Here is a 12,442-nt window from a genome sequence, read left to right on the forward strand (position 1 = left end):
GCCCGGCGGACGGCGCCAGAAATCCGGCGCATTCAGTGAGCACATCGACGTTAAAGAGAAAGGGGGTACGGCCGATACATCCTCCGTGCACCTCCCGAGAACGTCCATGTACTCACGCATTTTCATCCGTCTGGCCGCCCCCCTGGCTCTGACCCTGCTGCTCCCCTTCGCCATCGGTTTCGAATGGCCGGTTGCCCTGCGTTGGGCGATCCTGACCACGATGACGCTGAGCTGGCTCGGCTTTGCGTGGTGGACCGCCCGCGCCCAGGCGCACCGTTCCCCGGAACATGCCCGTGTCCTGCGTGAGCAGGACCAGCTGCTGACCGAACTGCGCAACTTCGTCGGCAACGAGATCGACGGTTCGCGTGGCGAAGTGGAACGCGCCCGCGACCTGATCCGCCAGGCCGTCTCCAGCCTCGGCGGCAGCTTCGATGCCATGAACCGCAAGTCGCGCCAGCAGAGCCAGGCCCTGTCACGCATCGTCGACCGCGCTGGTGACGAAGGCGGCGCCGGCCTCGACGTTGCCCGTTTCGCCCAGCACGCCAGCCACCGCATGGAACAGCTGGTGGAAGCGCTGGAGCAGGTCAGCGGCCAGAGCAGCACCACCGTGCAGCACATCGACCAGATGGCGCAGCACCTGGATGGCATCTTCGCGCTGCTGGAAGACGTCAAGTCGATTGCCGACCAGACCAACCTGCTGGCCCTGAACGCTGCCATCGAAGCTGCGCGTGCCGGTGAAGCCGGTCGTGGTTTCGCCGTGGTTGCCGACGAGGTCCGCAACCTGTCCGAGCGTTCGACCACCTTCAACGAGCAGATCCGCAAGCTGGCGCACAGCTCCAAGGATGCCATCGCCAAGGTCCGCGAGACGGTTTCGCACATGGCCTCGCGCGATATGGACCGCTCCCGTGAAGCGCGCCAGGAAGCGGCGGCGATGCTGGACAACGTGGCGCAGATCAACGCTTCGCTGGGTGACGGCATGCGCGAAGTGTCCGACTGCGCGCGCTCGATCGACGGCAGCGTGGCCGAAGCCGTGCGTGCCCTGCAGTTCGAGGACATCGCCACCCAGGCCCTGGGCGGCGTGCATACCCACCTGGACCGCCTGACCGCGATCAATCGCGAAGCGGTGGCCCTGCAGGAACTGCTGCATCGCAATGGCGGCGTGTTCGACGAAGAAATCGCCTCTGCCCTGCAGCGCACCGGCAACCGCCTGCGCGAACTGCGCAGCGAATGGGAGCGCCCGCCGCACAAGCCGGTTGCCCAGCAGAGCATGGGCGCCGGTACGGTCGAGCTGTTCTGATCCTGATGTCCGCTGCCCCGTCCGGCAGCGTGCGAGGCCCCGGTTCTGCCGGGGCCTTTGCGTGTGACCCGCCTTTGGATGCATCCTGCAAGCGCACCATGACCCTGATCCGCGCCCTGCCCCCGATCAACGAGAACGAGCGCCCGCGCAATGCGGGTGTACGTGAGCAGCTGCGCCAGCTGGAAGAGGTGGCCCGCGAAGAAATCCAGGAGCTGCAGAAGCTGGCCGACGCCCGCCCTGCCCCACCGGCAGCCGGCGATGACGTGCTGGGCTTGGCGTGGGACCTGGGGCTGGATGGCAGTGCCTTGAAGTAGATCCACGCCATGCGTGGATGCAACTGCCCACGTGGCATGATGCGCCGGTCCCGTTCATGGAAGACCGATGGCCATCGCCCTGATCGCATTGCTGCTGATCGAACTCCTGCTGCTGGCCCTCTGGGCGCCGTTCTTCTTCCGCACCGGCATCGCGCTGTTCAACCAGCGCATCGCCGCTACGCCGGCAGAGCTGGCGCAGCTTTCACTGGCCGGTCTGGAGCATGACCTGCCGCCCGATACCTGGCTTTGCCTGGTGTTCCGCGCGCTGCCGGACGGCAGCATCGCCTTTCGCGAGAGCTTCGTGCCGAGCGTTGGCCGTCGCTACTTTCCGCTGATGCGCGGGCGGGTGATGATCGATGCACGGCGCAGGGAGGTGCGGGTGATCGGGCTGTGCAGCTGGTTCGCGCTGGGCCTGACACTGATGCTGGTGCCGGTCATCCTCGTCCGACCCGCTGCGTGGCCGATGCTGGTGGCCCTGGTGCTGTTCTACATAGGCTATTTCATCCAGCGCCGACGCTATGTAGAGGTGGTCGAAGCGGTACGCGCACGACTTCGCTCCGAATTTCCCAAGCGCTTGGTTGCCGCGCCGCAGTAGATCCACGCCATGCGTGGATGGATCCACCAGAGCCATACAGTTTCGGATTGTTTGCATGGACCTCGGCCAATCCGCCGTTCATCGTGACAGGCCGATTCCGGCTCTGATCAGACTGCCGCCCGATGTCCAGCACAGCCCTCTGCCTTTCAGTTGCCTTGCAGCTTCCGGCACCCCCTCACCCATTGACCATGGATCCCGATTCACTCGAGGCGCTTCAGCAGGCCCTGCAGACATTTGGAGAGTTCCAACAGCCCTACTCCGCTCCGATCGATCCGTACGATCCTGACGCAGGCGTGATCGACGCAGCGGTCGAGGTGGCCGCGGGGTGCCTGCACGACGGTCCGCCAGTCATCATCCTTGACGATGATGCCGATGAGGCACTGCAGCGCCATCTGGTGCTGGAGGAGTCGTGGCACGGCCTTCCAGCGGGCGCCTTGTTGCTTGTCTCAGGAAGCAAAGCAACCGCCATTCCATCCCACGAATCGACCCCGCAGCTTGCACACGCCGAGGCGATGCTGACGTTCCTGGGCTATCTGTCAATCGGCTTCGACGGAAATGCGCTGGCCGCCCCAGGCATGGGAGCGCAACCAGCGGGCATTGAATCCGACGCGTTCATGCAGAGCTTCACTGTGAGCTCCAAAGGCGAGGCGGTTCCCGAGGCAACACTTGCGGCATGGGAAGGCGTCTTGCCTGACCTGCTGCTGGCGCTGTGGCGACGCGACGGGTTCGCACGCTATCGCGACGACAGGCTCGTCATGGTCGATCCCCACCTGTATGCGGGGGTTGTCGAAACTTACCTGCAGGGCAATCCGCTGCAGCACCCCGATACATTTCACGCCTACGCAGTGACTGCTTTCGGCCAGATTCTGTTGTGTGGGGAGAATACCGCCGTGCAGATCAGCATCGACCCGCACGGCGCACAGGTTTCGGCGGACTCGGATGTACCGGGCCCCGCCGATGCGGCGGAACGCTACTGGAAACTGGCGTTCCTGCTGGACGTCTTGGATGGGCCTTATCTTGACGTCACCGACGAAGAGGAGCGGCCCTTGCATGCACATGCACTCGATTCCCTGGGGCCTCTGGCTCCGAACGAGATTTACAGTTTCTCGCCCGCGGTTGTCGAAGGCGGCTGGGAGGCAGCGCACCTGGTCAAGCGGGATCGTCTCGCTGAACTGAAATCACTTGCCGAGCAGGCAGCAGCGAGGCGGTCCTCCCGGCCCGATGCTGAATACAGGTAAATCCGCGCTGTGCACAGCTGATCGCGATCTCAGGCATCCATGCCGACCAACGGTCGGCACCTACCATTCCAGGCTCAGGTAGATCCACGCCATGCGGCATCAGTGCCGACCAAGGTCGGCACCCACCAAGGCTAGCTCGGAAGTAGATCCACGCCATGCGTGGATGAGTATGTCAGCGCGCCAGCATCACTTCGCTGGCGGCATCGGTGCGGCCTGGGGCGAGGTGCTGCTGGCGCAGCCACTGCGCCAGGTCGCGCGGTGTGAGCGGGCGCGAGTACAGGTAGCCCTGGATCTCGTCGCAGCCCTGGCGGCGCAGCATGTCCTCTTCCTGGTGTGTTTCCACGCCCTCGGCCACCACCTTCATGCCCAGTGCGTGACCAAGATGGACGATGGCCTGGGTCACCTCGGCGGTGCCCGAGTCGTGCAGCATGCCCTGCACGAAGCTGCGGTCGATCTTCAGGCGGCCGACCGGGAAACGGTTGAGGTAATTGAGGTTGGAGAAGCCGGTACCGAAGTCGTCCACTGCCAGCGGCACGCCGTGCCGTTCCAGCACATCGAAGCAGTGGCGCAGGATGTCGGTGTCACGGATCAACGCCGATTCGGTCAGCTCCAGCTCCAGCCGCTGCGGTGGCCAGCCATGCGCGTGGCAGATCTCGATCACGCGCTCGGCAAAGCCACGATCGCGCAACTGCACTGCCGACACGTTTACGGCGATGCGCTCGAAATGCAGGCCGGCACGATCCCACGCGGCTGCCTGGCGACAGGCTTCGGACAATACCCAGTCGCCGATGCGGACGATTTCGCCGCACTTTTCGGCGATCGGAATGAATTCTGCCGGGCTGCAGTAACCAATGCCCGGACGATGCCAGCGCAGCAACGCCTCGATTGCCGGGGGCTCGCCGTGATGGGCGTGCAGCAGTGGCTGATAGGCCAGGCTGAACTCGTCGCGCTCGATGGCGCCGTGCAGGCCGTGCTCGATCTCCAGCCGGCGCTGGATCCGCGCCAGCGCGTCCTGGCTGTAATACTGATAGGTATTGCGACCAGCTTCCTTGGCCGCGTACATCGCTGCGTCGGCCGCGCGCAGCAGCGAATCGAAGTCGGTCTGGCTCTCGCCGAGCATGGCGATGCCCACGCTGGCGCCCACTTTCAAGGTGGTGTCACCACGGCGCAGCGGCTCGGCCAGCGAATTGATCAGCTTGCGCGCCACGTGCCCGGCATCTTCCGGTTCGGCCAGGTCGCGCAGCACCACGATGAACTCGTCGCCGCTGAAGCGGCCGAACAGGTCGTTGTTGCGCAGGTTCTGGTGCAGCCGGGTTGCGGCGGCCTTCAGCAGCGCATCGCCAGTGGCGTGGCCGAAGCTGTCGTTGATGTTCTTGAAGCCGTCCAGGTCGATGAACAGCATCGCCAGCGAGGTGCCGCGATCGCGCGCCTCCTCGATGGCTTCGGAGGTCTGCTCGCCCAGCAGCACCCGGTTGGGCAGTCCGGTCAGCAGATCGTAGTGGGCAAGCAGTTCAATCCGCTCGTTTGCTTCGCGCTCGCGGGTGATGTCACGGAACAGGACCACAAAGCGCGGCGGCAGGCCATCACGACGGTCCAGTTCGATCAGCACCTGCACCCATACGCGCAACCCGGACTGGCGGTAGAAGCACAGATCCAGCTGCTCCGGCAGGCCGCCACCGGCGATGCGCCCCAGCGCGGCTTCAAACGCCGCACGCGAATCCTCGGCATACAACGCGAGCGCCTGGTCGAGGGTGATCGGTTCCTTGCGCAGGCCGTGGATGCGATAACACTCCTCGGTCCATTGCATGTTGCGCGTCGCCACTTCGATCTCGCAACCACCGATGCGACCCAGCGCGGACACGCGGTTGAGCAGTTCGGTACGCCAACGGATGAGGGCATCGGTCTGATGCTGTTCGGTGATGTTCTGCACCTGCCCCAGCAGGCGCTTGGGCTGCCCGTCCATGTCCAGCAACGGTTGCATCCACAACCGCAGATGCTGCGAGGGTTCGTTGCCGCGGGTCAGTTCCAGTTCGAGGTTGGCAGCCCGGCCATCGCGCCACAGGCGGCGCCAGGCCGCACGCAGTGCGCCACGTGAGCGCGGGTGCAGCTGCTTGAGCCAGCGTCGCTGCCCAGGGATGCTGTCCTGCCGCAGCGCCAGCAGCGAGCGCAGTTCCGGCGACCACCAGAATTGCCGGCTGTGCGGATCGAACGACCAGCTGCCCATGCTGGCGATGCGCTGGGCTTCGCGCAGATGAAGTTGTTGCTCCTGCAGCAGGGCTTCCAGCTGCTTCTGCTGCTCGATGTCGGTATGGGTGCCGACCATGCGCAGCGGCTGGCCGTCGGCGGTACGGGCCACCACCCGGCCGCGGTCCAGCACCCATCGCCACTGGCCATCGGCCTGGCGGAAGCGGAACTGGGCGCTGTACTGCTCACTGTCACCGTGCAGGTGTTCATCCAGCGCGGCGCGCACCTGGGTGATGTCGTCGGCGTGCACGCGCGCCAGTATCTGCGTGGCCGTTTCCTCACCCAGTGCGGGCGTGCGCGCCACCCGGTCGCTGGGGATGTCCCAGTCCCACAGGCTGTGGCCGGCGCTGTCCAGTGCAAGTTCCCAGCGACCGCCACCATCAACCGGTACCGGCTCGGGCACGCTGAGGGTGAAGGCGAGCAGGTTGCCGCTGCCGTCATGCACGGCGCGCAGGTGGCCATCGTAGTGGCCGCGCGGGCCGCCCGGCAGCGTGCACGCGACGATGCCACCGTCGGCAGCCAGCAGGCGCAGGTCTTCCAGCATCGGCGCGTAGGCGGCCACCGTGGCCGGCAGGCCATGCTCGCGCGCAGCCGGATTGGCCGCGAGCGGGCGCCCGCTGCGGTCGACGATGACCAGCGCCGAGGCGAGCGGATGCTGCAGCAGGCTGGCGATGATCCCTTGGTCCACGCGATCTTGCTCCGGATGAAACGCCCGACAGCGGGGCACGCAGTGGTTAACGGCGCCTGCGGCGGATAATTGAGTGGCCAGGGCACAGCTGCGCGGTAAGATGGCCCGCACCCCTTCTCCCTGCCCGCCTCCCTGCCCTGTCCATGCCCGTAGAACCGACCGGCACCGCCCCTGTTCCCGACCCGCGGATGGCGCAGGCGCTGGGGCGCGACCGTCGGCGCATCGTGCTGAGCTACCTGGCGATGGCGCTGGCCTGGATGATCGCCACCGACGGCGCGGTGACCGCGCTGGTGCCCGACCCGCAGCAGGCGGCGCTCTGGCAGAGCATGAAGGGCGCGTTCTTCGCTTTGGCCAGCGCCGGCCTGCTGTACCTGCTGCTGCGGCCGCTGGCCGAGCACGTGCTGCACACCCATGCCCGCCTGCAGGCCTCCGAACTGCGCCTGCGGCAGATGTTCGAGGGCAACCCGGGCCCGATCCTGGTGTATGACCTGGACAGCCTGGCCATCCTCGATGCCAATCCGGCCGCCTGCAGCACCTTCGGCTGGGACCGCGAGGCGCTTCTGGCGCAGACCATCGACGTGCTCTGGCCACCCGGCCAGGACCAGGCGTTGCAGACCAAGCTGGAGGAGATCCGCGGCGCGCCCGACCAGCTGTGCATCCTGCGCGCGCAGTTGCAGCTGCGTGATGGCAGCCTGCGGCAGATGGAACTGCGTTCGAACGCGATCGACTACGACGGCCACACTGCGCGCCTGCTGATCGCCATCGACCGCACCGCTGAAGACCTGGCCCAACTGCGGCGCGACCAGGCATTGGCCCGCGTGGAAGAAGCCCACGAGCTGGCCCGGATCGGCGCGTGGGAGCTGGACCCGTCCACCGGCCAGGGCCGTTACTCCAACCAGGTCTATCGCCTGCTGGGCCGTCGCCCGCCCGAGGCGCGACGCTGGCACCGTTTCGACGAGCTGCTGGTGGCAGCCGACCCGGCCACGGCCGCACAGACCGACCAGGTGCTGGCCGAGCTGTGCTCGGGTGAGCAGGTGCAGGTGGACGTGCTGCTGCCGGTACTGGCAATGGATGGCCGTGCGCTGATGGTGCACCTGCGCGCCGCCAGCGGCGTGGATGAAGCCGGACGTGACCGGATACTGGGCACGTTGCAGGACGTGACCGAGCGTGAGCAGTCGCGGCGCCTGTTGCGCGAACGCGAAGAGCAGTTCCGCGAGCTGGTGCGGGTGCTGCCCGATGGCGTGGTGATCCTGTCCGACGAGCATGTGCTGTATGCCAATGCGTGGGCGGCCGGCCTGTTCGGCTACGGCAGCCACACGCTGCTGGGCGAGCCGCTGTCGGCCCTGGTGGCAGGCGGCGATCTGGCCCGGATGCGCGCGCAGATGCGCGCCGGGCAGCCGCAGCACAGCCCGGGCCACAGCAGCGTGGTGGCCATGCAGCGCGCCGATGGCCGCAGCTTCCAGGCTGGCATTGCGGTGGGCGACGTGCGCTACGGCGGCCGCGACTGCAAGCTGCTGATCGTGCGCGACCTGAGTGAATCCGAACAGACCCGAAGCGCGCTGGAGACCAGCAACCGCGAGCTGCAGGCGATGGCCGGCCGCCTGTTCTCGCTGCAGGAAGACGAGCGCCGGGCAATCTCGCGCGACCTGCACGATGACATCGGCCAGGCGATCACCGCGATCAAGCTGTCGGCCTATGCGGCGCAGGACGAGGACGATGCGCAGCGGCGCGGCGAGGACCTGGCGCAGATCGTCAGCCTGGCTGATACCACCGTCGCCAAGCTGCGCGACATCTCCACCCTGCTGCGGCCGCCGCAGCTGGATGCGCTGGGCCTGGAAGCGGCATTGAGCTGGCAGGCACGCGTGCTGTTCCGCTCGTCCACCGTCGAGCTGCAGGCCGAGATCGAATCGCTGCCCACGCGCCCGGACAACAGCATCGAGCAGGCCTGTTTCCGCATCGCCCAGGAAAGCCTGACCAATGCACTGCGCCACGCGCGCGCCAGCCAGGTGGTGCTGCAGCTGCGCGACGTCGAGCAGCGCGGGCTGCACCTGATGATCCGTGACGATGGCGAAGGGTTCGATCCGGATGGCCCGCGCGGACTGGGCCTGATCGTGATGCGCGAGCGTGCGCAGAGCGTGGGCGGCCATGTGCGGATCGAGTCGGCGCACGGCGCCGGTACCCTCGTCGATGTCCACCTTCCTTACCAGGCCGCTGTTACGGCGGCCGTCGAGTCAGCGGAATACTGAGCCCATGTGGAACCCCAACCTGCCCCCGGTCAGCATCGATGATGCACCTGATCGCCTCGGCGCCGGCAACCCCGAGCTGCAGGCGATGGTCGCCGAAGCCGCCTCCGGAGGTACCCCGCTGATGCTGATGCATGTGGACATCGACCACTTCGCCTCGGTCAACGAGAACATGAGCGCGGAGGTTGGTGACCAAGCCCTGGTGCTGGTGGCCCAGCGCCTGCAGTCCTACCTGCGCGGACGCGGCATGCTGTGGCGGCATGGCAGCGATGAGTTCCTGATTGCCGTGCCGCGCACCGCCGATCTGCCCCTGGCCGAGGATTTTGCCGAAGAGATCCGCCAGCAGATGGAACTGCCCCTCTCGGTACTGCCCTATACGCTGTTCATGACCGGCAAGCTGGGCGTGAGCCTGTGCCCGGAGCACGCCAGCAGTGCCTCACGCCTGCTCGACCATGCCGAGGATGCGCTGTACCAGGCCGCCCGCGAAGGCGGCAATGCGGTGCGCATCCATGCGGTGGACACGCCGCCGAGCGCGCACAGCGAGAGCATCATCGCGCGGCAGATCGTCGATGCCATTCCCAACGGCGAACTGAAGCTGCGTTACCAGCCCCTGGTCAGTGCCCGCGATGGCCATGTGGTAGGCATGGAGGCGCTGCTGCGCTGGCAGTCGCCAACCCTGGGCATGCTGGTGCCGGAGCGGTTCATGCGCACCGCCGAGCGCCTGGGCATCATCGTGCAGATTGGTACGTGGGTGCTGGAAGGTGCATTGAAGCAGGCCCGGCTGTGGCGCGACCAGGGCTTTGATGACTTCACCATCGCGGTGAATGTGTCCACCCTGCAGCTGCTGCGCCCGAATTTCTTTGCCGAAGTGATGGGCGTGATCCAGGCGTCCGGCGTGCCGGCGCAGATGCTGACGCTGGAAATCAACGAAAGCGCGCTGACCAACAACGTCAACTTCGTCCACGAAACCCTGGCCAACCTGCGCAACGAAGGCATCAGCCTGAGCCTGGACAACTTCGGCACCGGCGATTCGAGCCTGAGCGCGCTGGTGCGCTACCCGGTGGACAAGCTGAAGATCGACCGCAGCTTCATCAAGAGCGCCCCGGCCGGCAACCGTGAAGCGGCGATCGCTCGCGCGATCATTGCGATGGGCCACCAGCTGGGCATGACGGTGATCGCCAACGGCGTGGAATCGCAGGCACAGCTGGGTTTCCTGCGCCGCAACGACTGCGACGTGTTCCAGGGCTACCTGTTCGGCGAACCGATGTCCGCCGATGCCGCCGGCATGACCCTGCGCCGCCGCTACCTGCGCCCCGAAGCGTTCGCCGAAACCCGGCCGGACCGCACCCTGCTGCTGCTGGATGACGAGGAGAACGTGCTGCGCTCGCTGGTGCGCCTGTTCCGCCGCGATGGGTACCGCATCCTGGCGGCAGGCAACGTGCGCGATGCATTCGATCTGCTGGCCATCAACGATGTGCAGGTGATCCTGTCCGACCAGCGCATGAGCGACATGAGCGGCACCGAGTTCCTGGGCCGGGTGAAGATGCTGTACCCGGACACGATCCGGCTGGTGCTGTCCGGCTACACCGACCTCAACACGGTGACCGATGCGATCAACCGCGGTGCGATCTACCGGTTCCTGACCAAGCCGTGGAACGACGACGAGCTGCGCAAGCACATCCACCAGGCCTTCCGCACGTACGAGGAACAGCGGCGAAGCAACGGTGGCCTGGCGGCTGTCGAGCCGGCCGACGGCGGTGAGGATCGTTCGCCGCTGCGGTAACCGCATCCGCCGGGCATGGCCCGGCGCTACCGCGGACCAGGGATAGCGCCGGGCCATGCCCGGCGACCACGATCAGCGCGGCTGCTTGATCGGCAGCACCAGGCGGAAGCGCGAGCCGACGCCTGGGGTGCTGTCCAGATCGATGCGGCCGTGGTGCTTGTTGATGATGCTGTAGGAGATCGACAGGCCCAGGCCGGTACCGCTGCCCACCGGTTTGGTGGTGAAGAACGGATCGAAGATGCGCTGGCGCAGTTCCGGCGAAATGCCACCGCCGGTGTCTTCGAACTCGACCCACACCGTGTCGCCGTCCACGCCGGTACGCACGGTGATCGTGCCGCGCTCGGCGATGGCGTGGCCGGCGTTGAGCAGCAGGTTCATGTAGACCTGGTTCAACTCCGAGGGCAGGCATTCCACCAGCGGGAGCTGGCCGAACTCGCGCACCAGGTGCACCTTGTACTTGAGCTCGTTCCAGATGATGTTGATGGTCGATTCAAGGCCGGAATGCAGGTCGACCAGCTTCCACGACTCGTCGCGGCCGGAATAGGAGAAGTCCTTCAGGTCGCGCACGATGCGGGTGACGCGCTCGATGCCTTCGCGTGACTCGGCCATCAGCTGAGGCAGGTCGCGGCTGATGAAATCGATGTCCAGGCGGTCACGGATATCGTCGATTTCCGGAATCAACGCCTTCGGGTCGGGCGCACGCAGGGCGCGTTCGTAGGCTTCGATCACCGTGAACAGGCTGCGCAGGTATTCCTGCAGGCTGCCCAGGTTGGAATGCACGTAGCCGATCGGGTTGTTGATCTCGTGCGCCACGCCGGCGGCAAGCTGGCCGATGGACGCCATCTTCTCCGACTGCAGCAGCTTTTCCTGGGTGCCGTTCAAGCGCAGGTAGGCCTGGCGCAGTTCGGCATGGCGCTGCTGCAGTTCGCGTTCGTAGTCTTCCTGGCCTTCGATATGGCGGAACAAGGCCAGGTAGTGCCCCGAACCGGGTTCGCCATGGAAGTACAGATGGGCAATGACCACGCCCTCGCCCAACGGCAGGCTGCCGTTCCAGTGACCGTGCTGGCGCGCATGTTCCAGCGCATCCGGCGGCAGCAGCTGGCGCAGGCGCTGTGGCGGCGGCAAGGTGCCTTCATCGCTGCCCAGCAGGCTCTGCGCGGCCGGGTTGGCCAGGGCGACCTGCCCATCTTCGGTGAACAGCAGCAGGCCCTCGCGCAGGCGCTCAAGCAGGGCCTGCAGCACCGGTTGCGGCGGAAGGGGGGCGGTAACCAGAACGTTGGCGGCAGACACGGCGGCTCGGGGCGATCAAACAGGCGCCCAATATACGCGTTCACGCGGCGGCCTACAGCCGCCATCGGGCGGTCAGCCGACCGCCGGTCCTGTCAGGCGACGGCGAGTGGCCGCCGCGCGGTGACGGTATGCGACTGGCCCTTGGCATCGTATGCCGAGGACTCTTCGGTGCGGCCCATCTGGCGCAGTGCCCAGTTGACCTCGCGCCGGCGCCGCGACAGCAGCACCCCGTTGGCGCGGTTGCGCTCGGCCAGTTCCTGCAGCTGCTCGCCCTCGCCCACCGGTGGCGCGCCTTCCAGCGCACGCAGCGCTTCCAGCTTCGCGCCGGTGGCACGGATCAGGGCGTGCACGTCGTGCTCGACCAGGGCCTGGCGTTCAACGTCCAGGGCCTGGGCAAGGCGCTGCAGCGGCTCGCTCATCGCCGCGGTCATCCTTGCAGCTGCTGGTCCAGTTCAAGCATGCGCGAAGCGATCGCGTCCGGATTGATCTTGTAAGTGCCGTTCTGCAGCGATTCGCGCACCGCTGCAACACGCTGGGCGTCGATCGCCGGAGCGGTGCTCAGCTCACGCTCGATGGCCTGCAGGTTGGTGGCTTCGCCGGTCAGGCGCAGGCTGTCGGCCGCCTCGACTGGACGTGCCGCCGAATCGGTGCTGACGCCGGGCTTGGCGGCCGGGGTGGTCACGCTGCGCAGTGCCTGGGGGACCTGCAGGTTGCCGTCGATTTTCTGGCTCATGGGGTGTCCTGGAGTTG

At 66.6% G+C, this 12,442-nt stretch carries 10 protein-coding genes; 6 read left to right on the top strand and 4 right to left on the bottom strand.

The features are described 5' to 3' along the window. Positions 1-106 precede the first annotated feature (106 nt). The 4 genes from J2X70_RS02985 to J2X70_RS03000 all read left to right on the top strand — a co-directional run bounded on the left by J2X70_RS02985 (position 107) and on the right by J2X70_RS03000 (position 3,444). Positions 107-1,297 carry a methyl-accepting chemotaxis protein gene (locus tag J2X70_RS02985; RefSeq protein WP_025879122.1) on the top strand — a complete coding sequence of 397 codons (1,191 nt, stop codon included), beginning with the start codon at positions 107-109 and terminating at the stop codon, positions 1,295-1,297. 98 nt (positions 1,298-1,395) lie between these two features. Continuing rightward, the gene (locus J2X70_RS02990) at positions 1,396-1,611 is read left to right on the top strand and encodes a hypothetical protein (RefSeq protein WP_025879121.1); all 216 of its coding nucleotides are present in this window, start codon (positions 1,396-1,398) and stop codon (positions 1,609-1,611) included. 67 nt (positions 1,612-1,678) lie between these two features. Continuing rightward, positions 1,679-2,206, top strand: a complete 528-nt coding sequence (locus J2X70_RS02995; protein WP_025879120.1) for a hypothetical protein — start codon at positions 1,679-1,681, stop codon at positions 2,204-2,206. Between the two features lie 188 nt (positions 2,207-2,394). Next, positions 2,395-3,444 (top strand): GAD-like domain-containing protein, encoded by a 1,050-nt coding sequence (locus J2X70_RS03000; RefSeq protein WP_309908887.1) that lies wholly within the window; start codon positions 2,395-2,397, stop codon positions 3,442-3,444. Positions 3,445-3,616: 172 nt separating this feature from the next. Here J2X70_RS03000 and J2X70_RS03005 read toward each other — a convergent pair whose 3' ends face one another. Then, entirely contained in the window at positions 3,617-6,376 is a 2,760-nt protein-coding gene (locus tag J2X70_RS03005) for an EAL domain-containing protein (protein WP_025879118.1), read from the bottom strand. A gap of 143 nt (positions 6,377-6,519) precedes the next feature. On the opposite strand from J2X70_RS03005, the gene J2X70_RS03010 reads away from it, so the two are divergent. Then, a complete protein-coding gene (locus J2X70_RS03010; RefSeq protein WP_059064148.1) occupies positions 6,520-8,622 on the top strand; it encodes a PAS domain-containing sensor histidine kinase in 2,103 nt (700 codons plus the stop codon). 4 nt (positions 8,623-8,626) lie between these two features. Continuing rightward, on the top strand, positions 8,627-10,402 hold the full coding sequence (locus J2X70_RS03015; RefSeq protein WP_088099874.1) for an EAL domain-containing protein: 1,776 nt from the start codon (positions 8,627-8,629) through the stop codon (positions 10,400-10,402). A gap of 72 nt (positions 10,403-10,474) precedes the next feature. Here J2X70_RS03015 and J2X70_RS03020 read toward each other — a convergent pair whose 3' ends face one another. The 3 genes from J2X70_RS03020 to flgM all read right to left on the bottom strand — a co-directional run bounded on the left by J2X70_RS03020 (position 10,475) and on the right by flgM (position 12,425). Continuing rightward, positions 10,475-11,692, bottom strand: a complete 1,218-nt coding sequence (locus J2X70_RS03020; protein WP_025879115.1) for an ATP-binding protein — start codon at positions 11,690-11,692, stop codon at positions 10,475-10,477. Positions 11,693-11,784: 92 nt separating this feature from the next. Continuing rightward, positions 11,785-12,123 (bottom strand): flagella protein, encoded by a 339-nt coding sequence (locus tag J2X70_RS03025; RefSeq protein WP_025879114.1) that lies wholly within the window; start codon positions 12,121-12,123, stop codon positions 11,785-11,787. Beyond that, a complete protein-coding gene (gene flgM, locus J2X70_RS03030) occupies positions 12,120-12,425 on the bottom strand; it encodes a flagellar biosynthesis anti-sigma factor FlgM (RefSeq protein WP_025879113.1) in 306 nt (101 codons plus the stop codon). Before flgM ends, J2X70_RS03025 begins: the two co-directional genes overlap by 4 nt. Positions 12,426-12,442 lie beyond the last annotated feature (17 nt).

Origin of the sequence: Stenotrophomonas sp. 1337 (genome assembly GCF_031455455.1) — a bacterium.
Classification (GTDB): domain Bacteria; phylum Pseudomonadota; class Gammaproteobacteria; order Xanthomonadales; family Xanthomonadaceae; genus Stenotrophomonas; species Stenotrophomonas indicatrix.